General features: G+C 58.8%; 13 protein-coding genes and 1 tRNA gene. 3 read left to right on the forward strand and 11 right to left on the reverse strand.

The features are described from left to right. Positions 1-87: 87 nt before the first annotated feature. From J3P82_RS02695 to rpsU, 5 genes are all read right to left on the reverse strand, one after another. Positions 88-164: transfer RNA gene (locus J3P82_RS02695), tRNA-Ile, on the reverse strand. A gap of 15 nt (positions 165-179) precedes the next feature. Next, positions 180-3,923, reverse strand: coding sequence for an EAL domain-containing protein (locus J3P82_RS02700; protein ID WP_434560552.1), 3,744 nt, complete (start codon positions 3,921-3,923; stop codon positions 180-182). 124 nt (positions 3,924-4,047) lie between these two features. Beyond that, positions 4,048-5,895 carry an RNA polymerase sigma factor RpoD gene (gene rpoD / locus J3P82_RS02705; protein ID WP_434560554.1) on the reverse strand — a complete coding sequence of 616 codons (1,848 nt, stop codon included), beginning with the start codon at positions 5,893-5,895 and terminating at the stop codon, positions 4,048-4,050. A 67-nt stretch (positions 5,896-5,962) separates the two neighbouring features. After that, complete coding sequence (gene dnaG / locus J3P82_RS02710; RefSeq protein WP_434560556.1) at positions 5,963-7,921, reverse strand: DNA primase; 1,959 nt, start codon at positions 7,919-7,921, stop codon at positions 5,963-5,965. A gap of 479 nt (positions 7,922-8,400) precedes the next feature. Further along, on the reverse strand, positions 8,401-8,616 hold the full coding sequence (rpsU, locus tag J3P82_RS02715) for a 30S ribosomal protein S21 (protein WP_002551877.1): 216 nt from the start codon (positions 8,614-8,616) through the stop codon (positions 8,401-8,403). Positions 8,617-8,815: 199 nt separating this feature from the next. On the opposite strand from rpsU, the gene tsaD reads away from it, so the two are divergent. Further along, on the forward strand, positions 8,816-9,841 hold the full coding sequence (gene tsaD / locus J3P82_RS02720) for a tRNA (adenosine(37)-N6)-threonylcarbamoyltransferase complex transferase subunit TsaD (RefSeq protein WP_434560558.1): 1,026 nt from the start codon (positions 8,816-8,818) through the stop codon (positions 9,839-9,841). 8 nt (positions 9,842-9,849) lie between these two features. Here the strand turns inward: tsaD and plsY are convergent, their stop codons facing one another. Next, the gene (gene plsY / locus J3P82_RS02725; protein WP_434560560.1) at positions 9,850-10,419 is read right to left on the reverse strand and encodes a glycerol-3-phosphate 1-O-acyltransferase PlsY; all 570 of its coding nucleotides are present in this window, start codon (positions 10,417-10,419) and stop codon (positions 9,850-9,852) included. A gap of 74 nt (positions 10,420-10,493) precedes the next feature. On the opposite strand from plsY, the gene folB reads away from it, so the two are divergent. Both folB and folK read left to right on the forward strand, forming a co-directional pair. Further along, a complete protein-coding gene (folB, locus tag J3P82_RS02730; RefSeq protein WP_434560562.1) occupies positions 10,494-10,847 on the forward strand; it encodes a dihydroneopterin aldolase in 354 nt (117 codons plus the stop codon). Continuing rightward, complete coding sequence (gene folK, locus J3P82_RS02735; protein WP_434560564.1) at positions 10,838-11,356, forward strand: 2-amino-4-hydroxy-6-hydroxymethyldihydropteridine diphosphokinase; 519 nt, start codon at positions 10,838-10,840, stop codon at positions 11,354-11,356. The genes folB and folK overlap by 10 nt, the downstream gene beginning before the upstream one ends. Before the next feature lie 41 nt (positions 11,357-11,397). On the opposite strand, the gene J3P82_RS02740 is transcribed toward folK, so the two are convergent. The 5 genes from J3P82_RS02740 to glpE all read right to left on the reverse strand — a co-directional run bounded on the left by J3P82_RS02740 (position 11,398) and on the right by glpE (position 18,192). Further along, complete coding sequence (locus J3P82_RS02740; protein ID WP_434560566.1) at positions 11,398-12,624, reverse strand: multifunctional CCA addition/repair protein; 1,227 nt, start codon at positions 12,622-12,624, stop codon at positions 11,398-11,400. Positions 12,625-12,689: 65 nt separating this feature from the next. Further along, complete coding sequence (locus J3P82_RS02745; protein WP_434560568.1) at positions 12,690-14,255, reverse strand: SpoVR family protein; 1,566 nt, start codon at positions 14,253-14,255, stop codon at positions 12,690-12,692. Then, positions 14,252-15,523, reverse strand: a complete 1,272-nt coding sequence (locus tag J3P82_RS02750) for a YeaH/YhbH family protein (protein ID WP_186614303.1) — start codon at positions 15,521-15,523, stop codon at positions 14,252-14,254. Before J3P82_RS02750 ends, J3P82_RS02745 begins: the two co-directional genes overlap by 4 nt. Positions 15,524-15,640: 117 nt before the next feature. Further along, positions 15,641-17,563, reverse strand: coding sequence for a PrkA family serine protein kinase (locus J3P82_RS02755; RefSeq protein ID WP_434560570.1), 1,923 nt, complete (start codon positions 17,561-17,563; stop codon positions 15,641-15,643). A gap of 299 nt (positions 17,564-17,862) precedes the next feature. After that, on the reverse strand, positions 17,863-18,192 hold the full coding sequence (glpE, locus tag J3P82_RS02760) for a thiosulfate sulfurtransferase GlpE (protein ID WP_434560572.1): 330 nt from the start codon (positions 18,190-18,192) through the stop codon (positions 17,863-17,865). Positions 18,193-18,209: the final 17 nt, after the last annotated feature.

Below are 18,209 nucleotides of genomic sequence, written 5' to 3' on the forward strand. Positions count from 1 at the left end.
GTGAGGGGAAGCAAAAAAGACGATGGCGTGGCCTGGATTTTCCACGCCCTGGAACGACAAAAGCCGCGCAATGCGCGGCTTTCGAATTGGTGGGCCCACACGGACTCGAACCGTGGACCAAAGGATTATGAGTCCTCTGCTCTAACCAACTGAGCTATAGGCCCTCAGTAGGCCGCGGATTATAGCGACGGTTTCTCGGCTGTGCTATCCGAATAATCCGATACGGTCACATGCAGAAACGTAGCGGCGAACTCTTCGGCGCACAGGGGCAGGCTGACGATGTAGCCCTGGATTTGTTCGCAGCCTTCCTCAGCGAGGAATTGCTGTTGGGCCAAGGTTTCGACGCCTTCGGCGATGATGGTGAATTGCATGCTCCGGCCCAGGGCGATAATTGCCCGGACGATGGCCGCATCGTGAGGGTCATCGGGCAGGCCGCGGACGAAGGACTGGTCGATCTTGAGGATGTCCAGTGGCAAGCGCTTGAGGTAGCTGAGGGAGGAATAACCCGTGCCGAAGTCGTCTATGGCCAGTTGCACGCCAAGTTTTTTCAGTTGGTGCAGCACCGCCAAGGCTTCCTCGGCCTGGCTCATGATGAAGTTTTCAGTAATCTCCAGTTGCAATAAGCCAGGCTCAAGATGGTTTTCCCGCAATAGCTGCTCGATGCGGCCCAACAGATTGGGTTGGCGCAGTTGGACCCCCGCCAAATTTACGGACAGCGGGCCGAGACTGTCGTGGCTGCTGTTCCACTCATGAAGTTGCCGGCAAGCGGTTTCGAGCACCCAGTCGCCGATCTGCAGGATCATGCCGTTTTCTTCGGCCAGCGGAATGAAATGCTCAGGCGGTACATCGCCAAACGTTGGATGAGTCCAGCGAATAAGCGCTTCGGCGCCCACCAGCCGGTTGTCGATGAGGCTGATCTTCGGCTGGAAAGACAATGACAACTCGTTGCGCTCTATCGCTCGTCGCAGTTCGTGTTCCAACGCCACGCGCTCACTGGCTTGGGCGGTGAGGTCGCGGGTGTAGCTTTCCACCCGGTTGCGGCCCTTGGCCTTGGAACGGTACATCGCCGCGTCGGCATTCTTGACCAGCGTGGCGACGTCGCAGCCGTCCTGCGGATACAAGCTGGTGCCGATGCTGGCGCTGATGAAAAACTCATGTTCACCCGCCTGGAAAGGCGCGCCAAAACAGCTAAGGAGTTTTTGGGCGATATGCTCGGCATCGCTGGGCTGTTGCAGGCCGGGCAGCAGGATGATGAATTCATCGCCACCCAGGCGCGCGACGGTGTCGATATCCCGTAGCTGCTCACGCAGGCGCACGGCAATGCCCTTGAGCAGCAGGTCGCCGACCGGGTGTCCGAGACTGTCGTTGATGTGCTTGAAACGATCCAGGTCAAGGAACAATACCGCGCCCTGGCCGCCGTTCTCCTGCTGGTTGTTGAGCGCTGTCAGCAAACGACTTTCGAACAAGGTGCGATTCGGCAGGCCGGTAAGCGGGTCGTGATGCGCTTGGTAATCGAGCCGCGCCTGGGCGTGTTTGAGGCTGGAGATGTCGGCAAAAACCGCGACGAAGTGGGTGATGTGCTGTTCCTGGTTGCGCACGGCGCTGATGGTCAGCCAACTGGGATACAGCTCGCCGTTCTTGCGTCGGTTGGATATTTCTCCCTGCCAGTGGCCCTCGGCCGTCAGTTGGTGCCACATCGCGGCGTAAAACGCGCTGTCATGCAGGCCGGACGCCAGCAAACGAGGCGTATGGCCCAGGGCTTCGGTTTCGCTATAGCCGGTGATTTCGGTGAAGGCTCGGTTCACCGCGCTGATGTGCTGTTGCGTGTCGGTGATCAATACGCCCTCGGCGGTGCTCTCGAACACCGTGGCGGCCTGTTGCAGTTTTTCCTGCATGAAGTGGCGTTCGGTGATATCCCGGGCGATGGTCAGCATGCAGTCTTCGTTGCCGATGGGCAGGGGGCGACTGGACACTTCGCAGAGCCGGATCTGCCCGTCGTTGCGGCGGATATGGCAGCTGAAATCCCTCACGAAACCGTCTCGCTGCAACAGGTCGAGCATCTGTTTGCGTTCGTTGAGATCGACCCAGATGCCCAGGTCGAGGGTGGAACGGTCGACCGACAATGCGCTGTTGAAGCCGGTAATGCGGCTGAAGCCGTCGTTGACTTCAATCAGCAGCCCGTCGCTCTGCCGGGACAGCAACAGGCCATCGGGCGAAGCATGGAAAGCCTTGGCGAACTTCTCTTCGGAGGTTTGCAGCTGCTGTTGGGTTTCCTTGAGCTGGCTGATGTCTCGCACGACCACGACCAGGGCGGGCGTCGTGTCGAGATCGAAGGGTTCGGCGGAAATCAGCCCGGTGAAGACTTGGCCATTATTTCGCCGGAAGGGCATTTCAAGGTTGCGAATGCTCCCGGCCTGCAAGCGCAGCAGCAGACCAGGGCCAACGCCCTGTATACCCCAGATGTCCAGGTTGGTGGCGCTTTTGCCCACGACTTGCGCGGCAGTCAGGCCGATCTGTTCTTCAAAGGCTTTGTTGACTTCCAGCAGGCAGCCGTCATGCAGCCGTGCAATCACCAGGATGTCCGGGCATTGGCGAAACACCGAGGCGAACTTTTGCTCGGAAAGGCGCAGCGCTTCCTCGGTGTGCTTGGCTTCGCTGATGTCGATCATCAATCCGCGCATCAACGGCTCGTGGCCATGCTTGATCAGGCTGACGATGTCCCGTACCCACAAACAGCGACCGTCAGCGGTGATCACCCGGTAATCGATGCAATGGTCGCGACCGGCGAGCACTTCGTGATCGCAATAGGTCTGGGCGCGGATGAGATCGGCCGGATGAATGATGTTGCGCCAGAAGCCCGGAATGAGCCAATGGGCGAGGGGATAGCCGAGCAGCTCTTCGGCATGGGGCGACACATAGCTGTAGGTAAAGTCGCTGACCCTGGCTTCCCAAGCAATAGCCGAAAGGCTCTCGACCAATCCGCGATAATGGTATTCGCTGCTGCGCAGCTCTTGTTCGAGATCGACGCGTCGGGCGATTTCCGAGCTAAGGCGGCGATTGATGCGAATCACCACGGCCAGAATACCGACCAGCAGCAGTAGTCCTGGCAGGCCGTAGACCAGCAGGTCCGACCAGAACCGCCGATAATCGCGTACGTTGCCGATCCATTTTTCCTGGATCTCAGCGATTTCGGCTGGCGACATATCCGCCATGACCTTGTCCAGGATGCCCACCAGTATGCTGTTTTCCTGCGGGACGGCCATCGCCAGCTGATAACGATAAGGCGTTTCCCCGCTCACGTAGAGTCCGTCGAGCTTGAGTTGGCGCAGGCTCCAGACACTGGATGCCAAGTCGCCCACCACGGCATCCACTTTGTCGGTCGCCAACGCCTGCAAGGCCGAGCTGACGTTGGGCAGCGCAACCAGGTTCAGGTCGGGATGATGGTTACGCAACAGTTCATGGGGGGCATAGTTTTCCACCACGGCGATTTTCAACCCGTAAAGATCTTCCAGTCTGCGCGGTTGGGCGCCGCCGTGATGGGCAAGGATGACAATCGGAAAATCAAGGTAAGGGCGCGTGAATGCCAAGTAGTTCTGGCGTTCGGGGGTGGACATGATGCCGGGCAGCAGATCGATCTTGCCCTGCGCAACCTGTTCCAGAACCACGGTCCAACTGACAGGTTCGATGGGCGTAAGCGTAACGGCCAGCTGCTCGCGGATGATTTCAACATAATCGGCAGCCAAGCCCTGGTAGCGGCCTTGGTCGTCACGAAATTCGAACGGCGGCCATGAGGCGTCGACACCCAGGCGCAGGTCGGGATGGTCCTTGAGCCAGCGGCGTTCTTCATCGGTAAGCGTCAACGCGCCGGCCGTTGCGGTCCAGGTCATCAGTGACAGCAAAAGCGCGGCCGTCAGTCTGGGCATCTACGGTCTCGTCATGGCTTGGGGAGGATGTTTCGAGTGTAGACGGGCAATAGGGAGGGGGTGGCAGCGAAGGACGTTTTATCTGCACATAACAAAACCCCCGGCAGGGCCGGGGGTTTGAAGGTCACTCGTCGAGGAACGAACGCAAGTGTTCGCTTCGCGTCGGGTGGCGCAGTTTGCGCAACGCCTTGGCTTCGATCTGACGAATCCGTTCACGCGTCACGTCGAACTGCTTACCGACTTCCTCAAGGGTGTGGTCGGTATTCATGTCGATGCCGAAGCGCATGCGCAGTACCTTGGCTTCACGTGCTGTGAGGCCGGAGAGTACTTCGCGAGTCGCTTCCTTGAGACTCTCGACGGTGGCGACGTCGATCGGCGACTGCATGGTGGAGTCTTCGATGAAGTCGCCCAGATGGGAGTCTTCGTCATCACCGATCGGGGTTTCCATGGAGATCGGCTCTTTGGCGATCTTCAATACCTTGCGGATCTTGTCCTCAGGCATTTCCATGCGTTCGCCCAGCTCTTCCGGGGTCGGTTCACGACCCATTTCCTGCAACATCTGCCGGGAAATGCGGTTGAGCTTGTTGATCGTCTCGATCATGTGCACCGGGATACGGATGGTGCGGGCCTGGTCGGCGATCGAGCGAGTGATCGCCTGACGGATCCACCAGGTGGCATAGGTCGAGAACTTGTAGCCGCGACGGTATTCGAACTTGTCCACCGCCTTCATCAGACCGATGTTGCCTTCCTGGATCAGGTCGAGGAATTGCAGGCCGCGGTTGGTGTACTTCTTGGCGATGGAGATCACCAGGCGCAAGTTCGCTTCGACCATCTCTTTCTTCGCGCGGCGGGCCTTGGCCTCGCCGATCGACATGCGACGGTTGATGTCCTTGATCTCGGCGATGCTCAGGCCGGTCTCGGCCTCCAGCGCGCTCAACTTCTGCTGGCAACGGATGATGTCCGGCTGCAGGCGAGCAATGGCTTCGGCGTATTTGCTCTTGCCTTTGGCCAGTGCGTCGGTCCAGCTTTCGTCGATTTCATGGCCCGGGAACTGGCGCAGGAAGTCGGCACGCGGCATACGGGCATCACGAACGCAAAGCTGCATGATCGCGCGCTCTTGCTGACGCAAGCGATCCAAGGCACTGCGAACGCGCTCGACCAGGCCTTCGAACTGCTTGGGCACCAGCTTGATCGGCATGAACAGCTCGGCCAGCGCCAACAGCTCGGCGATCGCCTGCTTGTTGGAGCGGCCATGCTTTTTCAGCGCCTTGCGGGTGATTTCCATCTGGTCGGCCACGGCGCCGAAACGCTGCGCAGCGATGACCGGATCCGGACCGCTTTCGGCTTCTTCTTCGTCGTCGCTGGCTTCGGCTTCGTCGTCATCGGTCTCGTCGTCGGCCTTGACGGCTTTCGGGTCGATCGGTGGCGGAACCTCGGCGGCAGGCGGCGCGATGCCGTCGTCCGGGTCGATATAGCCGCTCAGAACGTCGGACAGGCGACCACCTTCGGTGGTGACGCGGGTGTACTCGGAGAGAATATGGTCGACCGTGCCAGGGAAGTGCGCGATTGCGCCCATCACTTCGCGGATGCCTTCTTCAATACGCTTGGCGATTTCGATTTCGCCTTCACGCGTGAGGAGCTCTACCGTACCCATTTCGCGCATGTACATGCGCACGGGGTCCGTGGTGCGACCAATGTCGGTCTCGACCGCTGCCAACGCTGCGGCCGCTTCTTCAGCGGCCGCCTCGTCGGTATCGGCGTCGGCCAGCATAAGGGCATCCTTATCTGGAGCAACCTCGAATACGTTGATCCCCATGTCATTGATCATGCGGATGATGTCTTCCACCTGTTCCGGATCTGAAATATCCTCCGGCAGGTGGTCGTTGACCTCCGCGTAAGTCAGGTAGCCCTGCTCACGACCCAATAGGATCAACTCTTTGATACGAGACTGCTGTTGCGCTTTTCCGGACATAACACCCTATCCACTGAAGGTCTTGGCGGGCAAAAAACAAGCCGAGGATTATACCTGAGCTGTGACCTCACGCGCCAGTTGAGGTCGGGTTTGATGCGCAAACATTGCGGCTGAGTAAATCACGCAGTTGATTTTTCTCTTCGCTGGTCAGCTCGCTTTGGCGAGCCTTGCGCAGAAGTTGTTCCAGGTTTCGCTCGCGTTGGCGGGCGGACAAGCTAGTAATGGTGTCGAAAAACTGTTGTTCAAGGTTCTCTCCGTCTATCAGCCATTCCTTTTCGGCCAGCGCCTTCAACAGGCGCCCCTGCTCGGTACCATGCCACCGTGCGATCAACTGGAATGAGTTTAGCTTGGGGTTCTTCTGCACAGCTTCAAGGAGTGCGATCAGCAATTGTGTGTTGCTGTGGTCCTCGGCGGCGAAGTGTCCGGCGTCCTCGACTTTTTCAGCCAGTTGCGGGTGGTGGAGCAAAGTGCGCAGGGCGGCCAGTGTTGGTGGTTCGACGGCGGCCGGCACGCGCGGGGCACGTGGCTGGTCGCGATCGCCCCGCTTGCCATTCTTGTCCCAGGGTTTCTTGTCCCATTTCTTGCCGCCGCTGCCGGGCTTCTTGGGCGTCCAATCCTGGGCGGGCGCGTAGTCCTGCTGAGGTTGATGATAGTCGGCGAAATCTGGCATCGCGTCGTAATCGACGCCCGGATCGTAGGCTGGCGGCGCCTCTTGGGGGGCGTTGTGGACCAGCTGGTTCATCGCTTCGCTGTTGAGGCCGGTGATTTCGGTCAGCCGCTGACGCATCAGCGTCCGAAGGTTGGCGCCGGGGACTTTATCGATCAGCGGTGCCGCCAGGGTCGCCATGTGGGCCTTGCCTTCTAGCGAGCGCGGGTCGGCTTCCTCGGTCAGTTGTTGGAAAAAGTAATCGGCCAGCGGTTGCGCATGTTGGTTGATTCGCGCCCGGAACGCATCGGTGCCTTCGGAGCGCACCAGGGTGTCCGGGTCTTCGCCCTCGGGCAGGAACAAGAAGCGCGCGCGTCGTCCGTCCTGCAGGCAAGGTAGCGTCGCTTCCAGTGCACGCCAGGCGGCATTGCGGCCGGCCTGGTCGCCGTCGAAGCAGAACAGCACGCTGGGCACGACCCGAAACAGGCGCTTCATATGCTCTTCGCTGGTGGCCGTGCCCAGGGTCGCGACAGCGTTGCGCAGGCCTTGTTGAGCCAGGGCGATGACGTCCATGTAGCCCTCGACGACGATGATCTCGTCGAGGTTGCGGTTGTTCTTGCGTGCCTCATAGAGGCCGTAGAGTTCCTGGCCTTTATGAAAAACCGGGGTTTCCGGGGAGTTCAGGTACTTGGGCTTGTCGTCGCCCAGCACACGGCCGCCAAAGGCGATGATTCGTCCGCGTGAATCGCGGATCGGGAACATCACTCGGTCGCGGAAGCGGTCGTAGCGCTTGCCGGTCTCGGCGTTTTCAATCAGCAGGCCGGCGTCGATCATGGCGCGCTGTTGCAAGGTGTCGCTGCTCAGATGTTTGTAGAGATTGTCCCAGCCGGGCGGGGCGAAGCCGAGGCCGAAGTCCCGGGCGATCTCGCCGGTCAGGCCGCGGCCCTTGAGGTAATCCACTGCTGCCTTGCGGGCCGGATGGCTTTTGAGTGCCTGGCGGTAAAAATCGGCTGCCGCCGTCAGCAGCGGGTAGAGCGGTGAGTCGGTGGGTTGGCGCGGCTTTTGCTGCCGGCCGCTTTCCTCACGGGGTATTTCCATGCCTGCGGCTTTGGCCAATTCTTCGACGGCCTGGGGGAAGTCCAGGTTGTCGTGGTCCATGATGAAGCCGAGAGCGTTGCCGCCAGCGCCGCAGCCAAAGCAGTAATAAAACTGTTTGTCCGGGCTGACACTGAAGGACGGGGTTTTTTCTTTGTGAAACGGGCAGCAGGCTGTGTAGTTCTTGCCTGCTTTCTTCATTTGCAGGCGAGAACTGACCACATCGACGATGTCGGTGCGGTTCAGGAGGTCGTCAATAAAGCTCTGGGGAATTAGCCCGGCCATGGCGTTCTCATCATCACTGCGCGAAATAAGGTCCGAAACAGCAGGGCGTCATCGGTTCCTGGGTCTGAGGCACGGTAAGGCGTTGGCTCGACCGGGTCGTCTGCATCATTGCTGTCGGGAAGTGTATCTGCCGATTATCCACTGACGTTAATGGCTATCAGTATTCGACCATGTGAATGTGTTGCGCTGAGTCCGGTAACGGCCGATCTGGCCTCGGATAGCTCATCAAGCGGGCACGCAAGCAGGTGCCTTGGGCTGATCGTCGTTAGAGGAATCAGGGTGTGCTCGTCAGTAGCCTTGGAAGGCTCGTCAGAAAAGACGTGCACCGCTGGCAAAAGAGCCAGGTCTGACGCGGTGAAGCGGGTTGTCTAGGTCGCGTCTGCGGCTTTGACGAGTAAAGCATCAAGCGGTTTCCGCAAATGCCATAAGCCCGGCTTGAGGGCCGGGCTAGGCAGAAGCTTGCTACGGACGTCTGTGTATTAGTACAGACGTACGGCGCGGCGCTGTTCGCGCTGAACTTTCTTGGCGTGACGCTTAACAGCGGCTGCTGCTTTGCGCTTACGCTCAGAAGTCGGCTTCTCGTAGAATTCGCGGCTACGAACTTCAGCCAGAACACCGGCTTTTTCGCAGGAGCGCTTGAAACGACGCAGAGCTACGTCGAAGGGTTCGTTCTCTTTTACTTTGACGGCTGGCATCCAGAGCTACCTTCATTCATTACCGGGGTCAACATCCTCGCGGCAAAAGAGCACTTGAAGACGTCGGTTTTTAAGGGTTGCGGATGTTAACCCCTCATCGCTCGGAATGCAAAGCCTCTGATCGAAAACCGCTGGTCGGGGCACAACGCGGCGACTATTATGCGCGCCTTCGAATTCAGCCTCTACAAGGCGCAAACCCATGCTAGTACTGGGATTAGAAACGTCCTGCGACGAAACCGGCGTCGCACTCTACGACAGTGAGCGCGGCCTGCTGGCCGATGCGCTGTTCAGCCAGATCGACTTGCATCGAGCCTACGGTGGCGTGGTGCCTGAGCTTGCCTCCCGCGACCACGTCAAGCGCATGCTGCCCTTGATCCGCCAGGTCTTGACCGAGGCGGGCTGCGTGCCGACGGAGATTGACGCCATCGCCTATACCGCCGGCCCCGGCCTGGTCGGCGCGCTGCTGGTTGGCGCGTCCTGCGCCCAGGCGCTGGCGTTTGCCTGGGGCATTCCGGCGCTGGGTGTACATCACATGGAAGGTCATTTGCTGGCGCCGATGCTGGAGCCTCAACCGCCGGAGTTTCCGTTCGTCGCTTTGTTGGTGTCAGGCGGTCACACGCAGTTGGTCCGTGTGGATGGAATCGGCCAATACGCGCTCATGGGCGAATCGCTCGACGATGCCGCCGGTGAAGCTTTCGACAAGACTGCGAAGATGATGGGCCTCAATTACCCTGGCGGACCGGAGATCGCACGGCTGGCAACCCAGGGGCTAGAAGGACGTTTCGTATTTCCACGTCCGATGTGTGATCGACCCGGCCTGGACTTCAGCTTCAGCGGCCTGAAAACCTTTGCGCTCAATACATGGCAGCAGTGCGTCAACGCCGGGGACGACAGTGAACAAGCCCGTTGCGACATCTCCCTGGCGTTCCAGCAGGCCGTGGTAGAGACTTTGACCATCAAGTGCAAGCGCGCCTTGAAACAGGCCGGGCTCAAGCGCCTGGTGATTGCCGGCGGCGTGAGTGCGAACAAGGCTTTGCGGCTATCCCTGGAAAAAATGCTCGGCGACATGAAGGGCGACGTTTACTACGCCCGGCCGGAGTTCTGCACGGATAACGGCGCGATGATCGCCTTTGCCGGTTGCCAGCGGCTGCAGGCGGGCCAACATGAAAGCTTAGCGATCAGTGTGCAGGCACGTTGGCCCATGGAGCAGTTGTCACCGCTGTGAAGCACCGTTTAGAAATGCCGTTCGCGCCCGGCGAACAGGTCGCGTAGATTGCTCCGATGACGCCAGACGATCAACGCAACCAGCGCCGTCATTGGCAGCAAGGCCGCCGGTTCCTGCCACGCCAGTAGCGGCAGGGTCAACGGCGTTGTGATCAGCGCGGCCAGGGAGCTGGTGCGGGTCAGATAGAAAGTCAGCAGCCAAGTGAGAACGGCAAGCAGTGCGGCGGGGGGATACAGGCCCAGCAGCATGCCGGCAGCGGTGGCGACACCCTTGCCGCCGCGAAAGCGAAAGTACAGTGGAAACAAATGGCCAATGACCGCGCAGACGCCGATCCAGGCCTGCTGCTGCAACGAGAGTCCTGCAAGGCTGGCGACCAGTACCGGGAACAAGCCTTTGCAGAGATCGCCCAGCAGGGTCAGGACGGCAAGTTTACGTCCGGCCAGGCGCAGCATGTTGGTGGCGCCGGCATTGCCTGAGCCACTCATTCGCGGATCCGGACGACCGGTCAGGCGGCTGAGCAAAATGGCGAAGGACAGTGAGCCGAGCAGGTAGGCGAGGATCGCCAGTAACCAAAACATGCTAACCATTCCGGGCGAGGACGCCCTGATTCTAACGGGGCAATGCGCCCTTGTCGTGCTGCGGAGAAAAGTGCTTGGACAGAGTGTTTATCGAAGGCCTGGAAGTCGACACGGTTATCGGTGCCTACGACTGGGAGCGAGGCATCCGACAGTGTTTGCGGCTTGACCTGAGCTTCGCCTGGGACAACCGCCCGGCTGCCGCGGGCGACGACCTGACCCTGGCGCTCGACTATGCCAGCGTGTCCTCGCGTATCCAGGCATTTGCCGAGCAGGCGCAGTTCCAACTGGTCGAGACGTTTGCCGAACGACTGGCCCAGGCGCTCATGGAAGAGTTCCAGATCACCTGGCTGCGCCTGAAAGTGATCAAGCCAGGCGCCGTACCGGCGGCCAACGGCGTTGGCGTGGAGATCGAGCGCGGATGTCGCTGACACAGGTTTTTCTCGGGCTCGGCAGCAATATCGAGCGTGAAACCCATTTGTGCGCGGGGCTTGAAGCGCTGGCCGGTTTTCTCGTGGATATGCGCTGTTCGGCCGTGTTCGAAAGTCAGCCAGTGGGTATCAAGAGCGGGCCGTTCTTCAATTTCGTCGTGTCGGCGTTCACCGACCTTCCGCTAATGGGGCTGGACCGTCGCCTCAAGTTCATCGAGGCCGACAATGGTCGTTACGCGCCGGATCGCAAGGGCTTGCCACTGGATATCGACGTGCTGCTGTATGGCGAGCAGGTCGGCAATTTCGATGGATTGATCCTGCCGCGCGCCGAAATTCTCAAGAACGCTTTTGTCTTGTGGCCTTTGTCATTGATCGCACCGGATCGGATTCATCCTGGCGTAGGTAAAAGCTTTGCCACCCTTTGGGATGAATCGCAGATTGACCAAGTGCTTGCGCCGGTGGCTTTCCAATGGCGAGGCCAACAGCTTACGCCAGGCCATCTGCTGTGAGGTGCCGTCCGTCATTGCGAGCGAGCTGACTCGAAAACCCGTCAGCTCACTGCTTCCTTGTAGACCTTCAACGCCCTCAGGCGCTCCCGCTTGATCGCCTCGCCCAACTGCGGCCCTTCGAAGCCTTTCTCCAGCAGTGGCTGCACTGCCACGCCTCGAGCCGCCGTTGCTGCACCTCGCAAATAATCCGCCTGTGGGTAACTTCGATCCTCCAAGCCCTTGCGCCCACGAGCATCCATCTCGCAGGCCGCGATGAATTCCTCGAAGCGCTGAGGCCGGCGGTACACATCAAAACTTTGCAGCAGCTCCAGCAGCGTAGACGCCTTCAGTTCGAGCGCGCGATGGCCATGGGTGTGATATTGGCCCACCAGCAATGCTAATTCCTGACAGTCGCGAGGCGCCTTGAAGCGCGCGTTGACGGATTTGATCAACTTCAGGCCCTTGTGCTCATGGGCAATGTGTCGTGGCCATTCATGCTCCGGGGTCAGGCCTTTGCCCAGGTCATGCAGCAGGCAAGCCCAGCGCACAGTCAACGGTTGTTGATGCAGGGCTGATTGTTCCAGCACGCTCAGCGTGTGAGCGCCGGTATCGATTTCCGGGTGGTGAGCTTCAGGTTGTGGCACGCCGAACAGTGCGTCGACCTCCGGCATCAAGATGCTCAGGGCGTTGCAGTCGCGCAAGACCTGAATGAACACTTGTGGTTGATTTTCCATCAGCGCGCGGGAAATTTCTTTCCAGCTGCGTTCCGCCGTCAACGCCTCCAGTTCGCCGGAATCACTGAGCTGGCGCATCAGTTCAAGCGTCTCGTCCGCCACCTTGAAACCCAGCGGGGCATAACGCGCAGCGAAGCGGGCAACGCGCAGCACTCGGAGGGGATCCTCTGCGAACGCGGGGGAAACGTGGCGCAGCAGGCGTGCTTCGAGGTCGCGTTGGCCGTGGTAGGGATCGGTGAGATTGCCTTGATCGTCTTCGGCCATCGCGTTGATCGTCAGGTCCCTGCGGATCAGGTCTTCTTCAAGCGTCACTTCAGGGCTGGCATGAAACACGAAGCCGCCGTAGCCCCTGCCGCTCTTGCGCTCCGTGCGGGCGAGGGCATATTCCTCGCCAGTCTCTGGATCGAGAAACACCGGGAAATCAGCCCCTACAGGGCGGAACCCCTTGGCAAGCATTTCCTCGGCGGTGGCGCCCACCACGACCCGGTCGATGTCGGTGACGGGAATGCCCAGCAGGCGATCGCGAACAGCGCCGCCGACTTTGTAGATCTGCATAAAAAACCTCCGTTGAGCCGACAGGATAAACCTTTACGTCGGCCGTTCGGAGGCGAAAGCGGAGTTCAGAGGTGAATAACGGCCAAGTCCAGGCGCCCATAGTCTCCTTCGGCTTGTTCGTTTCGCGGTGGTACATGGTGGGTTCTCATCACTTGATCGCCCTGCAAGGTTTCCAGATGAATGTCGAATCCCCAAAGACGATGCAGGTGCTTGAGTACTTCATCAGTCGATTCACCCAACGGTTTACGGTTGTGCTGTTGATGACGCAGCGTCAGGGACCGATCCCCGCGACGATCAATGCTATAGATCTGCACGTTGGGCTCGCGGTTGCCCAGGTTGTATTGCGCCGCCAAAGTCTCTCGGATGGTGCGATAACCGCCCTCATCGTGGATGGCGGGCACCAGCAGGTCGTCCTTCTGGTCATCGTCAAGGATGCTGAACAGCTTGAGGTCGCGGATTACCTTGGGTGAAAGATACTGCAGGATGAAACTCTCGTCCTTGAAGCTGCTCATGGCGAACTTGATGGTAGACAACCAATCCGAGCCGGCGATTTCCGGGAACCAGTGGCGATCCTCGTCGGTTGGGTTTTCGCACATGCGCCGGATATCGCGGTACATGGCAAAGCCCAACGCGTAAGGATTGATACCGCTGTAATACGGACTGTCGAAGCCTGGCTGGAACACCACGCTGGTATGGGACGTGAGGAACTCCATCATGAAGCCATCGGTGACCAGGCCCTCGTCATAGAGGTCGTTCATCAATGTGTAGTGCCAGAACGTCGCCCATCCCTCGTTCATGACCTGGGTTTGGCGTTGCGGATAGAAATACTGGGCGATCTTGCGCACGATGCGCACGATTTCCCGCTGCCAGGGTTCCAACAGCGGCGCGTGTTTTTCAATGAAATACAGGATATTTTCCTGGGGCTCGGCCGGGAAGCGCGCGTTGTCTTTCTCGCTGTACTTGTCGGCGCCTTTGGGAATGGTCCGCCACAGATCATTGATCTGCTTTTGCAGATGCTCCTCACGGTCCTTCTGACGGCGGCGTTCTTCCTCGGCGGAAATCGGATATGGCCGCTTGTAGCGGTCCACCCCGTAATTCATCAGGGCATGGCAGGAATCCAACAGGTCTTCCACCGCATCGATCCCGTGGCGCTCTTCGCATTGCATGATGTACTGCTTGGCGAACACCAGGTAATCGATGATCGAGCTGGCATCGGTCCAGGTGCGGAACAGGTAGTTGCCCTTGAAGAAGCTATTGTGGCCATAGCACGCGTGAGCCACTACCAGCGCTTGCATGCAGATGGTGTTTTCCTCCATCAGGTACGCGATGCACGGGTCGGAATTGATCACGATTTCATAGGCCAGCCCCATCTGGCCGCGACTGTAGGATTTCTCCGTGCTGAGAAAATGCTTGCCGTAGGACCAGTGGTGGTAACCCAGCGGCATCCCGACGGATGCATAGGCGTCCATCATTTGCTCGGCGGTGATCACTTCGATCTGGTTTGGGTAGGTGTCCAATGCATAGCGGTCCGCGATACGGCTGATTTCGCGGTCGTAGGCCTGGATCAGCTCGAATGTCCACTCGGAGCCGGTGGAAATAGGCTGGCGCTTCTGCTCTTTTTTGGCGGTCATGTCACTAACCTGCGCTGGAAGAGTTCACGGAAGACCGGGTAGATATCCCCGGCCGAGACCAGCTGCTGCTGGGCAAACGTATCGGAAAAGGCTTCGGCGATGCGTTCGTATTCGTACCACAGGGCCTGATGTTCGCGTGGGGTAATTTCCACGTAGGTGTAGTACTGGACGAACGGCATGATCTGGTTGATGAGAATGTCCCGGCAGATGGGCGAGTCATCGTTCCAGTTGTCACCGTCGGACGCCTGCGCCGCGTAGATGTTCCATTCGTTGGCCGGGTAGCGTTCAGCCATGATTTCCTGCATCAGCTTCAAGGCGCTGGAAACGATGGTGCCGCCGGTTTCCCTGGAATAAAAGAACTCTTCTTCGTCGACCTCCCGGGCGCTGGTGTGATGGCGGATGAACACCACGTCGATCTTGTCGTAGTTTCTTTTCAGGAACAGGTACAACAAGATGAAGAACCGCTTTGCGATGTCCTTGGTGGCCTGGGTCATGGAGCCGGACACGTCCATCAAGCAGAACATTACCGCCTTGGAGCTGGGATTCGGTTGCTTTACCAGCAGGTTGTATTTGAGGTCGAAGGTGTCGAGGAACGGTACGCGATGGATGCGGGCGCTGAGTTTCTCGATTTCCGCTTCCAGGTTTTGAATGTCGCCGAAATTGTCGGGTTCTTCTCTTTTAAGGCGGGCCAGTTCCTCCTTGGCCTCGCGCAGTTTTGCCCGGCTGCTGCCCGACAGCGCGATGCGTCGGGCATGGGCCGAGCGAAGGGTGCGGATTATATTGATACGCGATGGATTGCCTTCGTTGCTGATACCGGCACGCACCGTCTTGAAGGTGTCGGTGCCAGTCAGGTTGCGCTTGACCAGGTTAGGCAGCTCCAGGTCCTCGAACATGAACTCAAGGAATTCCTCCTGGGTGATCTGGAACACGAACTCGTCCATGCCTTCGCCAGAGTTGCCGGCCTTGCCAGGCCCCTTGCCACCGCCTCCACCTGGTGGCCGGGGAATGTGCTCGCCGCTGGTGAATTCCTTGTTTCCAGGATGCACGACAGTCTGTTTGCCACCGCGACCATGGTGAAGCACCGGCTCGTCGATGTCGCGGCCGGGGATGCTGATCTGTTCGCCGTGTTCCATGTCCGTAATGGAGCGCCGGCTGACCGCCTCTTCGACGGCTTTCTTGATGTGGTCACGGTAGCGCCGCAGAAAACGCTGGCGGTTTACCGTGCTCTTGTTCTTGCCATTCAGGCGTCGGTCGATCACATAGCTCATGGGGACCCTCCGGGCAGCTGCAAGTTGTGAGCTGCAAGCTGCAAGTAGAAGCAGTTACCCAGCTCCGGGGTTCACGCGCTTTCTTCTTGCAGCTTGTTGCTTGCGGCTTGTAGCTGGCTATTGTGATTTACGGACCCGCAGGTACCACTCGGAGAGCAGCCGTACCTGTTTGTCGGTGTAGCCACGTTCGACCATGCGTGTGACGAAGTCGTTGTGTTTTTGCTGGTCCTCCTTGCTGGCCTTGGCGTTGAAGCTGATGACAGGCAGCAGGTCTTCGGTGTTGGAGAACATTTTCTTCTCGATGACCACCCGCAGCTTCTCGTAGCTGAGCCACGTCGGGTTCTTGCCGTTGTTGTTGGCCCGGGCACGCAGCACGAAGTTGACGATCTCGTTGCGGAAATCCTTCGGATTGCTGATGCCGGCCGGTTTCTCGATTTTTTCCAGCTCTTCGTTGAGTGCTACGCGATTGAGGATTTCGCCGGTTTCCGGGTCCCGATATTCCTGGTCCTGGATCCAGAAATCCGCGTACAGCACATAACGATCGAAAATGTTCTGACCGTACTCGCTGTAGGACTCCAGGTAGGCCGTCTGGATTTCCTTGCCGATGAACTCGATGTAGCGGGGCGCCAGGTATTCCTTGAGGAAGCGCAGGTAGCGTTCGCGGGTTTCCGCCTGGAACTGTTCCTGCTCGATCTGCTGTTCGAGCACGTACAACAGGTGGACCGGGTTGGCGGCGATTTCATGGGGATCGAAGTTGAAGACCTTGGACAGGATCTTGAACGCAAAACGCGTCGACAGACCATTCATCCCTTCATCCACGCCGGCGTTGTCGCGGTACTCCTGAATCGACTTGGCCTTTGGATCGGTATCCTTGAGATTTTCGCCGTCGTACACGCGCATTTTTGAATAAATGTTGGAGTTTTCCGGCTCCTTGAGACGCGACAATACGGTGAACTGGGCAAGCATTTTCAGCGTGTCGGGCGCGCAATGGGCCTTGGACAGCGAGCTGTTGAACAGCAGCTTGTCGTAGATTTTTACCTCATCGGATACTCGCAGGCAGTACGGCACCTTGACGATGTAGATCCGGTCGATGAAGGCTTCGTTGTTCTTGTTGTTGCGGAAAGTGTGCCATTCCGATTCGTTGGAGTGAGCCAGCAATATGCCGGTGAACGGAATAGCCCCCAGGCCCTCGGTACTGTTGTAGTTGCCTTCCTGGGTGGCGGTTAGCAGTGGGTGCAGCACCTTGATGGGCGCCTTGAACATTTCGACGAATTCCATCAGGCCTTGGTTGGCCCTGCACAGTGCGCCGGAATAGCTATAGGCGTCGGCGTCGTTCTGCGGGAATTCCTCCAGCTTGCGAATATCGACTTTACCCACCAAGGCCGATATGTCCTGGTTGTTTTCATCCCCGGGTTCGGTCTTGGCCACCGCGATCTGATTGAGGATCGATGGATAGAGCTTGACCACGCGGAACTGGCTGATGTCACCGCCGAATTCGGCCAAGCGCTTGGTGGCCCATGGCGACATGATGGTATTGAGGTAACGACGAGGAATGCCGAAGTCCTCTTCGAGAATCTCGCCGTCTTCGGTGGCATTGAACAGCCCCAGCGGGGATTCGAAGACTGGCGAGCCCTTGATGGCGTAGAAGGGCACCTTCTCGATCAGTTGCTTGAGTTTTTCGGCCAGGGACGATTTACCACCGCCCACGGGGCCGAGCAGATAAAGGATTTGTTTCTTCTCTTCCAGGCCTTGGGCGGCATGGCGGAAATAGGACACGATCTGTTCGATGCATTCTTCCATCCCATGGAAGTCCGCAAAGGCCGGATAGCGGCGGATCACTTTGTTGGAAAAAATCCGCGAGAGCCTCGAGTTGGTCGAGGTGTCCAGCAGTTCCGGTTCTCCGATGGCCAGCAACAAACGCTCCGCGGCCGATGCGTAGGCACTGCGGTCCTGCTTGCAGAGTTCGAGGTATTCCTGCAGCGAGTACTCCTCCTGCCGCGTGGACTCGAAACGTTGCTGGAAGTGGCTAAAAATACTCATGACGTCACCTCGCTCGATACGTGGAGCCGGTGTCGGATCAATCAGTCGATGCTGGACAGCCGCTGGGAGCCCAGTTGCCGTTTACCCCCCAGAATGCTTTCAAGAATGCACACTCCTGAAAGCTGACTCCCGATGACCCGCGCGCCGGTGTACCGGCTCTCCCCTGTTTTGGATGGCCTGAGGCTAAGGATAGTTCGGAATCGGAGAGGTAAAGGTTGAATACGTAATTAGTTATGGCAGACCGTTCGTCTGCCATCGCCCAAGCCCACGGTTCTCGTGGGCTTGGCTGTCATAAAAAATTATTCGTGAGTGCTTTGCGCTGTTTCGTCAGGATAAGCCGTGCGCCACAGCTCAAAGCCGCCGTCCAGGCTGTAGACATCGCTGAAGCCCTGGCTGACCAGGTAACCCGCTGCGCTCTGGCTGGAGTTGCCGTGGTAGCAAACCACAACGGTAGGCGCATCGAGATCGGCGGCACGGATGAAATCGGCAATGGAATGGTTGTCCAGGTGTTTCGACCCCGGAATATGGTTCAGGGCGTAAGTCTGCGGGTCGCGCACATCGACGACGACAGCACCCTGTTCACGCAGGGCCTGGGCTTGTTCGGGAGGGATGCGTTTGAAATCGGTCATACAGGACTCCTGTGGCC

The organism is Pseudomonas sp. Z4-20, assembly GCF_051131955.1.
Lineage (GTDB): Bacteria > Pseudomonadota > Gammaproteobacteria > Pseudomonadales > Pseudomonadaceae > Aquipseudomonas > Aquipseudomonas marvdashtae.